Genomic DNA, 15,262 nt, shown 5'->3' with positions numbered 1-15,262 from the left:
TTGGAGGAGAAATAATCATGGGGCATTCTGTATTAAAAATGTATGACTACCACTTATGGGCAAATGAAGTTATTTTAAATCGCTTAAAAGAACTACCGCAAGACATTTTCCATAAGGAAGTTAAGAGTGGTTTTTCTTCGGTGGCAAAAGTAATGTCTCACATATACCTCACAGATTTAGCCTGGCTTGAGATTATTTCTGGTAAAAGCATGAGTGATGCAATGGTACACACAGACCAATTGAAAGAACAGCTGGAAACAAAAAATATTGAGGAAATGGAAACTAGTTTTTATGAATTATCTAAGCGATATAAAGAACTTTTAAGTAGTCAACAAGATTATGAAAAAGTGTTTGAGGTTGATAATCCATATGCTGGGCACCTGGATACGACGGTTTCTGAAACAATACTACACGTCGTCACCCACGGAGCATATCACCGTGGGAATATAGCCACAATGTTGCGGCAAATGGGGAATACCTCTGTTATGCAAGATTTTGGACTATTTCTATATTCAAAATGAATTCTTTTTATTTACCATAGAATATGGGTTTTTATGATGTTTTTTGGGACTGCTTTTATTAGTGGTTTAAGCTTAATTATGTAATATAGAATAAAGGCATTCCATATTATTTCGGAATGCCTTTATTGTTATTTTTATTTTGTTTTTTATACAGGTACCAGCCACCCCAGCCGCCACCAATTGCTACAACAACGAGGAAAGCATAGTCTTTAACCTCGACACGTATATTGAAAATATTAGCTATGAGTAAGAGAATCCCAACTGTTATTAACGCGAAAAATGCTCTAATTAAATAGTCTTTCAACTGAACCACTCCCGTCATTTAAGTAGTAAATGATGAACTTGGACAAGCTTTTTGGATCTAATTACTAAAGGGTGTTTCCTATATTTTAACATAAAAGAGATTGTAATATATTGATAAAAGTAGTGGAGGGGAGTGCTATTATTGTCGTGATTTGTCGGTAAGTCGATATATTGGAAAAATCGCTGATAAATTTGACGAAATCGCCGATATAATGCAAAAATCGCTGATAAATTTGATGGAATCGCCGATATAATTAGAAAATCGCTGATATAATTTCTGCGCGATTACCCCATAGAAAAAAGCGACTCTGAACGAGCCGCTTCCGCTTTTAAGTCATATCCAGCTCCAGCGGCTAGAACAGTCGGTTGTTTCACTCCTTCATTCGAGGCAAAAAGCGCCTCGGAATCAGGAGTTCCAACACCCTCCTGTTCTGAACGAGCCGCTTCCGCTTTTAATATATTATTGATTCAAGAATGCACGTAGCATCCAAGCGTGTTTTTCTAGTTCTGTGTAGATGCCTAGTAGTAGGTCAGATGTCATTTCGTCGTCAGAGTTTTGAGCGATTTCCATGCCTTTTTTCAGTTCAGTTAGCATCATTTCGTAGTCTTTCATGATTGCTTCGACCATCCCTTCTGCAGTTTCTCCGTAAGCTGCTTCTTGAATAGAAGATAGTTCTAAGTATTCTTTCATTGTTGCTACTGGTTTGCCGCCAATTGCTAAAATGCGTTCTGCAATTTCATCGATGTGAGTAGCTGATTCTGTGTAAAGCTCTTCAAATTTTTCATGTAGTGTGAAGAATTGAGGTCCTTTTACGTACCAATGGAAGTTGTGTAGTTTTGTAAATAAAACGCTCCAGTTTGCTACTTGTTTGTTTAATGCTTCGATTACTTGTGTATTCATTATGATCAATCTCCTCTTGAGTTATTATGTTATACGAATTACTAATTTATAATTATTATAATCTAGTAATTTGTATAAATCAACCCTTTTGCTGGAATTAATTTGAACAAATTATGAACTGTTGTAAATAAAAATCCCTATTACGGTGAGGTAATAGGGATTTTTATTGTTATATAGCTTGTTTCTTTTCTTCTACATCCTGTCCATCCCAGCACTCTGTATTCTTTAAGCCAGGAATAGAACTTGCAAGGAAAACAGGGTCTTTTCCTTGTTTCTTTTGTTTTATATAGTCTACTAATGCTGCGTAGGCAAATTTGCTAAGGAATGAGATGGCAATTAAGTTTGTGAATACCATTAGTCCCATAAAGAAATCAGCTAAGCTCCAAACTGTTTGAAGGGCAGCGATTGATCCGAAGAAAACCATTCCGACAACTGCAACACGATAAATCAGTAACCATGTCTTGCTTTCCTTAATGAATGCGATATTTGTTTCACCATAATAGTAGTTTCCTAGTAAAGAACTGAAAGCGAATAGGAAAATAATAATCGCTAAGAAAGTGCTTGCCCACGGTCCAATTTGTGAACTTAATGCTTGTTGTGTTAATTCAATACCTTCTAAATTTGATCCTTTGTAAAGTCCAGAACATAATACGATAAACGCCGTTGATGTACATACTAAGAATGTATCTACGAAAACACCTAATGCTTGAACAAGCCCTTGTTTTACAGGGTGAGATACATCTGATGTTGCTGCTGCGTTAGGAGAGCTACCCATACCTGCTTCTGTCGCGAATAAACCGCGCTGAATTCCGAACTTGATTGCTGCTCCAATACCACCAGCGATGGCTTGGTCTAAACCAAATGCACCGTTAAATATTTCTAGAAAAATGCTTGGTAACATATTGAAGTTTTTAATAACGACAAAAATAGCCACACCAATATAAACGATTGCCATTGGAGGAACAATCATTTCTGTAATACGTGAAATGCTTTTAATACCACCAAAAATAATAACAGCAACTAATAAAGCTAATACAGCTCCTACGATAGTTCGTTCTAGTCCAAAAGCATTTTCAAACGCTATTGTTACTGTATTTGCTTGTACTGAATTGAAGATTAATCCGTATGCAACTGTAATGAGAAGTGAAAACCAGATGCCCATCCAGCGTTTGTTTAATCCTTTTTCCATGTAATATGCTGGGCCACCACGGAACCTGCTTCCATCTTTTACTTTATAAATTTGCGCGAGTGTACATTCTACAAAACTAGTAGCTGCACCGAGAATAGCGATAAACCACATCCAAAATATTGCACCAGGTCCACCCATAGAAATTGCGAGTGCTACACCAGCTAAGTTCCCGATACCAATACGAGCTGCTGCACTTAAACAGAAAGCTTGGAACGGAGAGACGCTATCTTTTTTCTTTTCTTTTCGATTGAACCCTTTACTAATTAAACTGACCATTTCACCGAAATGAGTAATTTGGACAAATTTTAATTTGAAAGAGAAATAAAGACCGAAGCCGATTAACATTGCAATAAGAATATATGACCATAAAATATTATTCGTTACCTCAAGGAATCTGCTAAAGATATCAACCATATAATACACTTCCTTTTTTTCGTAATAAGAAAATTATATGCAAAAAATATACCAGAATCAAATTTTCTAAAAAAATATGTTACTTAAATATATTTTATGTTATGATTAAGTTACATCGTTATATTTTTAGAATTATTTACATTTTAAAAAACTAAATTTAAAACGAAAAAGAGGGGATAATTTGAAAGAAGAATCTTTATTGAAAGTAAGTCTTAAGAGTTTGAAAATGAGAAGTAATTTATTTTTCATCATTACATCTTTAAGTATCTTTTTAGGAGCCACTTATTATTACAATAAAAGATTTCCAAATCACAGATATCCTGACTGGTTAGAATTTCTAAAATTAGTTGGTTGAAGAAAAGATAGAAAAACAGAAAATTCAAATAAAAAACTATTTATTGTTGAGGAGGAACTAGTATGAATATAAGAGAAAGTGAACTTCCAGGTATTGGTTATAAGTTTCAAATCGTTACGAAAGGTAACGAAAAAATGGTGATTGTCATTCATGATGATGGGCGTAGAGAAATGTATCATTTTGATACAGACCATGAAGAAAGCATCTCAAGTATTTCATTGCGTGACTCAGAGGCAAGACAAATTGCAGCAATATTAGGCGGGATGGTATATAAACCTCGGGCATTAGAAAATGTTGAGATGGTCTTTGAAGGTTTAGCGATTGAGTGGTTCAAAGTGGAGAATGCAGCTCCAGCAATTGGAAAAACAATTGGTGATCTTGAAATAAGAAAAACATATAGCGTAACGATAATTGCAGTTATGAAAAAGAACATGAAAAAGCTATTTAATCCAGGACCAGAAACGGTAATTGAAGAAGGAGATATGCTTGTAGTTTCCGGTGAGAGAGAAGAAATTAAAAAGATTATCAATGAATTACTTTCGAATAGGGGGACTGACTAGATGGATACTTTAATTTTTGAAGTTGGAACAGCTTTAGTTTTAGTAGCAATTGCGGCGGTAATTGCTGGGAAGTTTAAATTCTCAGTAATTCCTTTTCTAATTGTTCTTGGCATGTTAGTAGGACCGCACGCGCCGACAATAGGTGTTATCGATCTCAAATTTATTGAAAGTGCAAGTGTGATATCCTTCCTTGGAAGGATTGGCGTTCTGTTCCTTCTTTTCTATCTAGGATTAGAATTTTCGATGAAAAAACTAATTAAATCTGGACGTTCGATTGCTATTGGCGGAACGATTTATATTTTAATTAACTTTTCACTTGGATTATTATACGGATTTATAATGGGCTTCCCGTTACTTGAAATCTTAATTATTGCGGGTATTATTACGATTTCTTCTAGTGCTATCGTTGCAAAAGTATTAGTTGATTTAAGAAGAACTGGTAATAATGAGACCGAATTAATTTTAGGAATTATTATGTTTGAAGATATATTCCTTGCTGTATATTTATCAGTAGTTTCTGGCTTAGTCCTTGGGGATCACGCTTCGTTCTTAGGTGCTCTCACTTCAATTGGAATTGCTTTAGGATATATGCTTCTATTCTTCGTAGTAGCTAGAAAGGCTACGCCGTTATTAAATAGATTGCTCAATATTAGTTCTGATGAAATCTTTATTATTGTAGTATTTGCTTCGTTGTTCTTTATCGCTGGTTTTTCAGAAACAATTCACGTTGCAGAAGCAATCGGGGCACTTCTTTTAGGGTTAGTTTTCTCTGAGACAGAGCATAGTGATCGAATTGAACATCTTGTTGTTCCATTTAGAGACTTTTTCGGAGCTATCTTCTTCTTCAGTTTCGGATTAAGTATCGATCCGTTCTCATTGGGCGGAGCAATATGGTTAACGTTAGGTGCTGTACTTCTGACGATAATCGGAAACTTTGTAGCAGGGATGATTGCAGGAAGACAAGCTGGATTATCCCATAAAGCTTCAACAAATATTGGATTAACAATCGTTTCAAGGGGAGAGTTCTCCATCATTATGGCCAATATCGGTATCGCCGGTGGTTTAATGTCAGTATTGAAACCATTCTCAGCGCTATACGTGCTTATACTATCCATTTTAGGACCTCTTCTTACGAAAGAGTCGAAGAATGTATATAAATTTTTAAATAAAATCTTTAAGTGGGATACGAAGGCAAACTAAATTTTAAAAAATAAAAGTACAAGATATTTACCGCTTGTACTTTTATTTTTTGCAATGAAAACAGTAAAGAGAGGTAAATGATGTTAGGAGAGTTGATTCATTCAGTTTTAGTTTTTCTAGAAGGACTTGGTTATTGGGGAATTATGCTTGGATTGATGTTAGAGGTTATTCCAAGTGAAATCGTATTGTCTTATGCAGGCTATTTAGTATCAACAGGAAGCATTACATTTTGGGGTGCTGTTGCGTTCGGTACGATTGGCGGTGTAATCGCACAGCTATTTATTTATTGGATCGGTCGATACGGAGGAAGACCTGTTCTTGAGCGATATGGAAAATATATTTTGATTCAGAAGAAACATATTGATTATGCGGAAGCGTGGTTTAATCGTTATGGAACTGGTGTTATCTTTACCGCACGTTTTATTCCCGTTGTGCGTCATGCTATTTCGATACCAGCAGGTATTGCGAAAATGTCACATGCTAAGTTTATTACGCTAACTACATTAGCTGTTATTCCATGGTCAATTGTATTTGTCTATTTAGGCTTTAAATTAGGATCAGAGTGGGAAAGTATTAATAAAGTAGCTGGGCCATATGTGAAATATTTTGCGCTTGCTGCTATTGTTTGTGCAATTGGTTATTTTATATTTAAAAAAATGATGAAAAAAAAGTGATTACGGAAAAAGAATCTATGCTGACATAGATTCTTTTTTATTGTCATTTTTTAAAGGGTGAAAGAGTATGTTTAATATTTACCATATTGTGGCATACATATAGGGAAAGGGAGTTTGGAAAGGGGATTATTGAGAAATGGAACTCCAGTTTCAAAATGTATATCAACAAGTTGAGAATTGGTATGTGTTGGATTCGGAGCTTCCTTGGGATGTCAAAAAGTTAAGAAATGATTTGTTTTCTCTTATTGAAGTAAGTGCAACGCCAGTTATTTTTTGTGATACGTGTGATGCGAATCATGTACTTTTATCATTAGGAGAAGAAGAAGAGGAGTTTTTATTCCCGGTAGGTGGTTTTTATCATAAAGAAAAACAATTAATTTTCGTTTGTATGTGGGAAGAGTATGAGCAAGTGCTCAAAACGCTATTGCATGAATTCAGGCATGCGATGCAGCATAAGGACGATGTACTATATGTTGGACATGAACGATACGAAGAAAGATGGATCGAGAAAGATGCGAGGCATTTCGCGGAGAGGAAGCTAGATGAATACAAAAATAGAAATTTAATCTGAAGCATAGTGGAGAAAAATCACTGTGCTTTTATTTGTTGCTAATTAAAAATAAGTAATTGACCTTTATTCAGTTTAGTTCTAAACTAATAGTATCAAATGAGCGAGGTGATGGAATGAAAGCAGAGGAAAGACTTGGATTACTATTATGGTTTCGTTTATCACGCTTTTATAATAGAAGTATTCGTGAGACGAATCAGCATTTGAAAAAGTGGAATGTATCTGCCGCTCAGTTTGATGTATTAGTTCAAATTGGAGGACACGATCGTTTAACACAGCAAGAACTTGGAAATAAGTTGTTTGTTACGAAAGGAAATGTTACTCAACTTTTAAATAAGATGGAGCAACTAGATTTGATCCAGCGTGAACAAGAAGGTACGACGAAATATATTTCATTAACAGAAAAGGGAAAGGTTCTATATGAAGAAATAGTCCCGCCGCAAGAAACATTCCAAAAAGAGCAATTTGATAAGTTAAATAGAGAAGAACAAAAACAATTATTAGAATTACTGAAGAAGTTGCAGTGATAAAATTAAAAATAATTATCTCGATTTCGAGATAATATGAGGTGAAGGGTATGTTTAGAAAAGTTGATCATAAAAATATGGGAAGAGCAAATCACGGTTGGCTAAATACACATTTTCATTTTTCTTTTGCAAATTATTATAATCCAAACAACATGAATTTTGGAGCAGTACGTGTTATGAATGATGATTTAATAGCGGCACAAACTGGGTTTGATATGCATCCGCACCGAGATATGGAGATTATCTCTTACGTTATAGATGGTGAATTAACACATGAAGATAGTATGGGGAACCGCGGGACAATTGAGCGTGGGCATGTTCAATATATGAGTGCAGGTACTGGTGTATTTCATAGTGAGCATAATTTAGGAAATGAAACATTACGTCTATTACAAATTTGGATTCTACCAGATCGCGCTGGTCATAAACCAAACTATGGTGAGTTTAAATTTGATTGGAGTAAACGTGAAAATGAGTGGTTCCATATGGTATCTCCTTCTGAAGGTGATGCACCAATTCGTATTCACCAAGATGCAAATTTATATTCTTTATCATTAGAAGCGGGTAAAGAAATGCATTTTCCTGTTAAAGAAGGACGTCAATTGTACCTTGTACAAATTGAAGGTAGCAGCGTTGTAAATGGTAAAACACTTGTAATGCGTGATGCAGCGGAGGCTGTAGAAAAAGATATTCACATTCAAGCGAAAGAGAAGTCTCACTATTTAGCAATTGAAATGAAAATACAATAAAGTGAAACTTTAATCAGTGGGGTTTTCCAGCATATAAATAGCGGAATGAAAAGTTATAGGAAAGAGGACGTCGAAAAACGATGTCCTCTTTTTGGTGAGTTGAATTATCAGAAAAAACTTTCTCAATGTTTGGAAACAGGTATACGAATAAGTATTTAGAATTGTATTAAGTGTGTCAAAAATTCTTAGGGGAATGGGGAGTGTTAGATTGAAAAAGCAAGTAATTTCATCAGCATTAGCGTTAACTGTTATCGCAAGTGGGTTTGGGGCATTTGGAGCAACTACGACGAAAGCAGAAGAGCAAAAAATCCAGTATCACCAAGAGTTCAAAACACCAGCTTACATAGGTGAAGAATGGAAAGCGCCAGAAGGTCTAGATAAAAAAGAGACAGTATTTCAATATTTAGAGAGCAAGAAAGATATGTTTAAACTAGCAGGAAATATTGATAAACATTTCAATGTCGTTGGTGAAGAAAAAGACGATGAATCAGGTACGACACATGTGAAGTTAGTTGAGAAGCATAATAACATTCCTGTGTATGGTTCAGATCAAACGGTTACGCTTGATAAAGAGAATAATGTAAAAGCATTTTTCGGACAAGTTATTCCAAATTTAGATAATAAAAATATTCCTGCATCTGCAAGTATTAGTGCGGAACAAGCAGAAACGATTGCAAAAGCTAATATTGAGAAAGAAATTGGTAAAGTAAAGAATTATGATGGTGTGAAAAAAGATTTATATGTGTATGAAAAAGATGGTCAATACTATCTTGCATATCTTGTAAAAGCGTCGGTTTCGAAACCAGCTCCAGGATATTGGCATTACTTTGTTGATGCAACAAATGGAAATGTTATTGAGAAATATAATGCTGTAGATCACATTACTGGATTTGGTTACGGAGTATTAGGGGCTAGACAATCATTTGAAATTGCTCAAGATACGAAAACAGGAGCGTTCAACTTATTTGATGGTACACGAGGACAAGGTGTCCATACATTTGATGCAGAGAATATGGATGAAAACTTGTTTAATTTATTCTCACAAATTCTTGGATATACAGGAGAAGAAATTGCAAGTAAATCTAAGTTCTTCGAAGATAAAGCGGCAGTTGATGCGCATGTGAATGCAGGAAAAGTATATGATTATTATAAAAAGACATTTAACCGTAACTCTTTCGATGATAAAGGTGCGAAACTTATTTCTGCTGTTCACGTAGGTGAATCTTGGAATAACGCAGCGTGGAACGGTGTGCAAATGATGTATGGTGATGGAGATGGTAAGACATTTATTCCATTATCAGCAGGGCTAGATGTTATTGGTCACGAATTAACGCATGCTGTAACTGAACATACAGCAAACCTTGTATATAAAAATGAATCAGGAGCGTTAAATGAATCGTTATCTGATATCATGGGTGTCATGGTTGAGAAGAAGAGCTGGGATTTAGGTGCTGATATTTATACACCTGGTAAACCTGGAGATGCACTTCGATCTCTGAAAGATCCAGCATCTATTCCGAATCCATTAAAACCTGGTGAAGGTTACCCAGATCATTACAATAAACGCTATACTGGTACAGCTGATAATGGCGGCGTTCATATTAACAGTAGTATTAACAATAAGGCAGCGTATTTAGTATCTGAAGGTGGAGACCATTACGGCGTGAAAGTAAAAGGAGTAGGCCGTGAAGCGACAGAAAAAATCTACTACCGTGCTCTTACTAAATATTTAACTGCAAACTCTGATTTCAAAATGATGCGCCAAGCTGCACTTCAATCAGCAGAAGATTTATTCGGTAAAAACTCTAAAGAGGTACAAGCTGTAACGAAAGCTTATGACGCTGTAGGAGTAAAATAATAAGAGAAAAAAGACCTGACTGGATTGTCAGGTCTTTTCCTTATTTAGTCACGAATACCTAATGCGATTTTCGCCATACGTGACATACGTTCTTTTGTCCATGGCGGATTCCATACAACTTTTACTTCTATTTCATTTACTTCGGGTACGTTCGTTGATAATATTTTTTTAACGTCTGATACGATGTGGCCAGCCATTGGACAACCGATAGAAGTCATTGTCATTGTAATGACAGCATTATTATTTTCATCTGCTGTAACGTCATAAACTAATCCAAGATTGATAATATCAACACCTAATTCAGGGTCAATAACAGCTTCTAAGTTCGCGTATAACTTTTCTTCAAATGCTTGTTGTGACATGTGTAGCACCCCCTAAATATTAATGATATCGATTCTCATTATAATGGATATGCGTATAAAGTGCAGGAAATGAGCTCAAAAAAATATTCCTCCCTTGAAAGGAGGAATATTTTTTTGGAAAGCTATTCAGTTTTAAAATGAGATACAAGCTGATCTAATTCTTCAACTGTTTGTTTCATTTGTTTTGCAGTTAGGGTCATTTCATTCATAACAACGACTTTCTGTGCAGCGAATTGTGCTGTTGCGACAGTCTCACTTGAAACTTCATTAGAAATTGAAGCGATGTTATTAAGTGAAGCATTCATTTCTTCAGCACTTGCGGCCATTTCTTCAGCAGTTGCTGATATGTCTTGGATTTGAGTAGACACTGTATTCACTTGACCGACGATTGTTGTGAAAGAAGAGCCTGCCTCACGAATGACGTTAATACCTTCAAATGCTTCAGAGCGACCTTGAGACATCATAGAGCTAGCAGTTTTTGTATCATTTTGAATTTGATGTAGCAACTGGTTAATATCTGTTGCCGCTGTTTTTGATTGTTCAGCAAGTTTACGAACTTCATCAGCTACGACAGCAAATCCTTTTCCTTGTTCACCGGCACGAGCCGCTTCAATAGAAGCATTTAAAGCAAGTAGATTTGTTTGTTCAGCGATATTGGAAATAGATTGTACAGCTGCATCAATATATTTCGTATGAGTGATTAGACGTTCGACCACTTCTGATGTAGCATTTACTGCTTCATGAATCGTCGTCATTTGTGAAATAGATTTTTGAATAACAGTACTTCCGTCGTTAGCGTGTTCTGACGTGGCTACAGCTAGTTCGGCTACAGAAGAAGCAGATTCTGCAATGCGCTGAACACTCATTGCCATATCATCCATTGCAGTCGAGCTTTCTTCCATACTAGAAGTTTGTGATTGGATGCTGGCATTTAAATTGGACATCGAGCTTTGAACTTTTATTGTTGCATCACGCGATGTATTGGTCTTTTCTAGCATGTTTTCGGAAGCATTTTGTACTTCCACAGAAGTTTTTTGAACACGATTAATGATATGCTGCAAGTTTTCTAACATGTTATTAAATGATGTGGCAATTGCACCGATTTCATCATTGCTATTTACTTGTAGACGTGCTGTTAAATCACCTTCTTGAGAAGCTAATTCTTTTAATTTCGTATCAATTTGTTCAATTGGTTTAACAAGCTTGCCAGAGAACCACCATGCAAGAATGAGTGCAACAATAATACATATAACAAGTGATAAGAAAACAATATATTCAATTAGCAGTGAAGATTGATCAATTTTTTCAATGGATTGTTCACGTAACTTAGCTTGTTCGTTGCTATAGTTTGTGAAATTACCAATAACTTTATAAACCGTACCATTTTCTTTAGAAGCAACTTGTAATGCTTCTTCCCATTTTTGTTCTTTTGCAAGAGAGAAAACTTTTTCTTCAATAAATATTCTCCAAGTAGAGCCTAGTTCCATAGTATCTTTTACAGATTGGGATGCGTTAGGGTTAGAAAGAAGTTGTGCTTTATTATCTTCAAGAAGCTTACTCATTTCATGAAACTTGTCTAATTCGACTTGATCGTGTTGCAGTAAATAACCTCTTAAAGCTGAAAGTTGTACTTGATACGCGTCTCCACGTTCTTTTAATTCTGTTGCAAGAGGGGAAATATCTTTTTGTAGTGCTTCAGCTTTATGAGATTGGTCAACAGCAAAGAATAAAATAAAAGCTAATGCGATGCCAAATAAAGCGCAAATCGTTCCCATCATGAACATTAATTTTTTTCGAATGCTAATAAAATTCATATGATTGAAAAACCTCCTTTGTGAAATTCGAGTATTAGGATTACTTTATATAACAATTTAAAAGAAAGCCTTATTCCTATTTAAAGTTGGAATAAAGCTTTCTTATTTCCTTTAGGAATTATAGCAGACAGAGTGGGAGAGAGAAAGATATATTTAAAAGTAAAAAAGAGGGGCTAAAAAAAGAAATCCCTCTTTTTTACTGCCCGCTATTTGCGGGCAGTAAAACTCCCCCTCAAAATTAGGTGGGGAATTAACGACCCGTAAAAGCCCGATTGGTGAAGGCTAATAATCAGTGGGGAGGAGAAAACTCCCCACTGATTAAAGTTTCACTTTATGCATTTGTTTTGAAATGAGAAACGAGAACTTCAAGTTCTTGTACTGCAGTTTTCATTTCTGATGACTTTGTAGCAATGTCTTTCATTACATTTACTTGGTCACCAGCTGAATGTGCTGTCTGTGATGTTTCAGCGGCAACTTCGTTTGAAATAGAAGCGATATTATTTAAAGCTGCATTCATTTCCTCAGAACTTGCGGCCATTTCTTCAGCAGTTGCAGACATTTCTTGCATCTGTGTAGAGACTTTATTAATGTGGTTAACAATTGCTGAGAATGAAGAGCCAGCAGTACGAATGACTGTGATTCCTTGTGAAGCTTCGGATTGACCTTGTGTCATCATTTCATTAGCTATTTTTGTGTCTTCTTGAATTTGATGAAGTAAATGGTTGATCTCGGTTGCAGCTAGTTTAGATTGTTCTGCAAGTTTACGAACTTCATCAGCGACAACAGCAAATCCTTTACCATGTTCACCAGCACGGGCCGCTTCAATAGAAGCGTTTAAAGCAAGTAGATTCGTTTGTTCTGCAACGTTAGAAATGGATTGAAGGGCAGTATCAATGTGATTAGTATGTGTAATGAGTCGCTCTACTACTTGCGATGTAGCGTTAACAGCTTCATTGATTGTATTCATTTGTGTAATAGATTTTTCAATTACTTTACTGCCATCATCTGCTTTTTCTGAAGTTGTAACAGCTAAGCTAGCAACAGAAGAGGCAGATTCTGCAATACGCTGAACACCTGTTGCCATATCATCCATTGCTGTTGAGCTTTCTTCGATGCTAGACACTTGCGAACGAATATTATGATCAAGAGCATTCATAGTCTCTTGGATTTGTGCGGTAGTGTCCATAGATGCAGTTGTTTCGATAAACATATTTTCTGAAGCTTCTTTTACACTTGTTGATGTTTGTTGAACTTGCTTTATTATACGTTGTAAGTTAGCGAGCATTTGATTAAAGGAATGTGCAATATCACCGATTTCATCTTTACTAGTTACATTCAATCTAGCAGTCAAATCACCATCTTGAGAAGCTAATTCTTTTAATTTCGCATCAATTTGTCGAATCGGTTTAACGAGTTTACCAGAGAACCACCATGCTAATAAAATAGAAGTTAGTGTGCATGTAATGAGTGAGAAGAAAATAATATATTGGATAAGAGATGAAGAAGATTGAACTTCAGCAATTAATGTATCACGTTTTTCGTTCTCTTCATTTGTATATTTAGTAAAACGACTTAAAAGGTCATTTACGTAATCTGTTTGAGCTAAAGCAATTTTGGATGCTTCGTCCCATTTCCCTTCACGTGCAAGGGGGAGAACCTCATTGTCTACGACGCTTCGCCATTTCGCGCCCATTAAAATGGCCTCTTTCATTCCTTCAGGGAGTTTTTTATCACTTGTTACTTTTTCTCTTGTATCAGCTAATTTCTTTCCTTCCCGGTTGAATTTATCTAATCCTTTTTGATCGTGCGATAGTAAATATTCTTGTAAGCCAGCAACTTGCGCCTGGAACCAATCACCGCGTTCTTTTAAAATGGTTGCTCTTTTTGATACATCATTTTTTAATGTTTCAACTTCATTTGCTTGGTTCATAGCGAATATAAGAATAATAATTAGAGCAATGCTAAATAAGGAACAAATGCTTAAGAGTGTGAAGAGTAGTTTTTTTCGAATACTAACATATTTCATCGTTACCCCTACCTTTTCTTCAAAAAACTATTTATTATAATTTATAAATATAAAAAATGGAATTAATAAAAACATTATTATGAAGTTATTAATCTGTTCAGTGAAAATTATAGCAGATAACGGAAGGAGGCAAATTGATATGAGTAAATGTTCTTAAAATGTATACATTTGTATATCAAAAAATTCATAAATAAAAACCAGAAAGGCTATTGTAATTTGAAATAACATCCTGTATACTTCTAATTAGTTGATAACGATTATCACTATCAACTAAAACATTACTCTTCGTTATGTTGGTCATACCCCTTTTTGACGACGTAAGTCAGAGACGAATGTTGAAATATCTTGTGTCCTATTCTACAGAATTATGGTAATCTCCAACCTCAACTTATATGCGTAAGCATGCAAAAAAAGGATCCTATCCGTGAAGGGATCCTTTTTTGCATGTTGTCGCAATTAATGTATATAGACCGGGTATGCGTTCTTCAATTCCTTCGGGTGAAGTAGAAGGGAAGACCCACCTTTGATGAGATCCGTGTTCTTCAATCAATTTTTCAACCTTGAAATTTGTTTCTGCCATTGCTGTAATAACTTCTCCTAGTGTCCAGCGCCTAATTTTTGTTCTCGGTAAAGCGTATTTCTGTGATTCCGTAAGGAGAGTACTATAAGCTACGTCATCTTCAATAAGTTCCTCATCGAAATAATTTCCATTTGCTCGAAATGATGGATGATCTACTCCTAATAATTTTGTATAAACGGGATGATAGTCACGCAGTATAAATGTCCCATCTTGTTTTAGTAAGTGAGAGATTATATGAAAGAGTGGCTTTAAGTCTAAAAAGTAATGGAGCACGCCAAGTTCCAGTAACACGATATCAAATGATTGGGATAGATTTAAATCTAGTACGTCGGAAACGATATACTGAATAGAGACACCAGCAGCTTCGGCTAGTTCGGTTGCATATTTTTCATTACTTGCTGAAATATCTACAACTGTTACATCGGCTCCTAAAAGAGCAAGAGCAACTGCTTTGTTGCCTTTTGATCCGAGTAAATTAATAATACGCTTTCCTTTTGGAGATTGTATGTAGGGTAAATAATGATCTACCTCGCGTATTGGATCTTCCATGAGCTTTTTCGCATAATCCTCTGGCGCCCCGTGGCGATTTGTCCAAGCTTCATAAGCAGCTGCGTTCCAGCTTTTTTCATTAATCGCACTTAGTTGCTTTTGATTCAATGTT

At 35.6% G+C, this 15,262-nt stretch carries 15 protein-coding genes; 8 read left to right on the top strand and 7 right to left on the bottom strand.

Annotation, left to right across the window (positions count from 1 at the left end; translation table 11 throughout):
• Positions 1-17 precede the first annotated feature (17 nt).
• Positions 18-521, top strand: coding sequence for a DinB family protein (locus MHB76_RS24110; protein WP_078173419.1), 504 nt, complete (start codon positions 18-20; stop codon positions 519-521).
• A gap of 106 nt (positions 522-627) precedes the next feature.
• Here the strand turns inward: MHB76_RS24110 and MHB76_RS24105 are convergent, their stop codons facing one another.
• The 3 genes from MHB76_RS24105 to MHB76_RS24095 form a co-directional block, all read right to left on the bottom strand.
• Positions 628-825, bottom strand: coding sequence for a hypothetical protein (locus MHB76_RS24105; protein ID WP_000656311.1), 198 nt, complete (start codon positions 823-825; stop codon positions 628-630).
• 459 nt (positions 826-1,284) lie between these two features.
• Positions 1,285-1,725 carry a Dps family protein gene (locus MHB76_RS24100; protein ID WP_002112747.1) on the bottom strand — a complete coding sequence of 147 codons (441 nt, stop codon included), beginning with the start codon at positions 1,723-1,725 and terminating at the stop codon, positions 1,285-1,287.
• Between the two features lie 169 nt (positions 1,726-1,894).
• Positions 1,895-3,328, bottom strand: coding sequence for an alanine/glycine:cation symporter family protein (locus MHB76_RS24095; RefSeq protein ID WP_078173421.1), 1,434 nt, complete (start codon positions 3,326-3,328; stop codon positions 1,895-1,897).
• Between the two features lie 417 nt (positions 3,329-3,745).
• On the opposite strand from MHB76_RS24095, the gene MHB76_RS24090 reads away from it, so the two are divergent.
• The 7 genes from MHB76_RS24090 to MHB76_RS24060 all read left to right on the top strand — a co-directional run bounded on the left by MHB76_RS24090 (position 3,746) and on the right by MHB76_RS24060 (position 9,819).
• A complete protein-coding gene (locus MHB76_RS24090) occupies positions 3,746-4,243 on the top strand; it encodes a cation:proton antiporter regulatory subunit (protein ID WP_002159951.1) in 498 nt (165 codons plus the stop codon).
• Positions 4,244-5,443, top strand: a complete 1,200-nt coding sequence (locus MHB76_RS24085) for a cation:proton antiporter (RefSeq protein WP_002112739.1) — start codon at positions 4,244-4,246, stop codon at positions 5,441-5,443.
• Positions 5,444-5,523: 80 nt separating this feature from the next.
• Positions 5,524-6,117 carry a DedA family protein gene (locus MHB76_RS24080; RefSeq protein WP_002159953.1) on the top strand — a complete coding sequence of 198 codons (594 nt, stop codon included), beginning with the start codon at positions 5,524-5,526 and terminating at the stop codon, positions 6,115-6,117.
• A 136-nt stretch (positions 6,118-6,253) separates the two neighbouring features.
• A complete protein-coding gene (locus tag MHB76_RS24075) occupies positions 6,254-6,688 on the top strand; it encodes a DUF3920 family protein (RefSeq protein ID WP_002159954.1) in 435 nt (144 codons plus the stop codon).
• A 113-nt stretch (positions 6,689-6,801) separates the two neighbouring features.
• Positions 6,802-7,212, top strand: coding sequence for a MarR family winged helix-turn-helix transcriptional regulator (locus tag MHB76_RS24070; protein ID WP_078173422.1), 411 nt, complete (start codon positions 6,802-6,804; stop codon positions 7,210-7,212).
• Between the two features lie 50 nt (positions 7,213-7,262).
• Positions 7,263-7,961 (top strand): pirin family protein, encoded by a 699-nt coding sequence (locus MHB76_RS24065; protein ID WP_340987879.1) that lies wholly within the window; start codon positions 7,263-7,265, stop codon positions 7,959-7,961.
• 208 nt (positions 7,962-8,169) lie between these two features.
• The gene (locus tag MHB76_RS24060; RefSeq protein ID WP_340987878.1) at positions 8,170-9,819 is read left to right on the top strand and encodes a M4 family metallopeptidase; all 1,650 of its coding nucleotides are present in this window, start codon (positions 8,170-8,172) and stop codon (positions 9,817-9,819) included.
• A 44-nt stretch (positions 9,820-9,863) separates the two neighbouring features.
• On the opposite strand, the gene MHB76_RS24055 is transcribed toward MHB76_RS24060, so the two are convergent.
• The 4 genes from MHB76_RS24055 to MHB76_RS24040 all read right to left on the bottom strand — a co-directional run bounded on the left by MHB76_RS24055 (position 9,864) and on the right by MHB76_RS24040 (position 15,258).
• Entirely contained in the window at positions 9,864-10,181 is a 318-nt protein-coding gene (locus tag MHB76_RS24055; RefSeq protein WP_199710099.1) for an iron-sulfur cluster assembly protein, read from the bottom strand.
• 122 nt (positions 10,182-10,303) lie between these two features.
• Positions 10,304-11,995: a methyl-accepting chemotaxis protein gene (locus tag MHB76_RS24050; protein ID WP_199710098.1), complete on the bottom strand. Its 1,692-nt coding sequence runs from the start codon at positions 11,993-11,995 to the stop codon at positions 10,304-10,306.
• Between the two features lie 331 nt (positions 11,996-12,326).
• A complete protein-coding gene (locus MHB76_RS24045; protein ID WP_199710097.1) occupies positions 12,327-14,021 on the bottom strand; it encodes a methyl-accepting chemotaxis protein in 1,695 nt (564 codons plus the stop codon).
• Between the two features lie 418 nt (positions 14,022-14,439).
• Positions 14,440-15,258 (bottom strand): methyltransferase domain-containing protein, encoded by an 819-nt coding sequence (locus tag MHB76_RS24040; protein ID WP_199710096.1) that lies wholly within the window; start codon positions 15,256-15,258, stop codon positions 14,440-14,442.
• Positions 15,259-15,262 lie beyond the last annotated feature (4 nt).

It is taken from the genome of Bacillus sp. FSL M7-1345 (genome assembly GCF_038006985.1).
Lineage (GTDB): Bacteria > Bacillota > Bacilli > Bacillales > Bacillaceae_G > Bacillus_A > Bacillus_A cereus_U.
The sequence above is the reverse complement of the archived record's forward strand: the minus strand, read 5'-3'. Positions and strand labels throughout refer to the sequence as shown.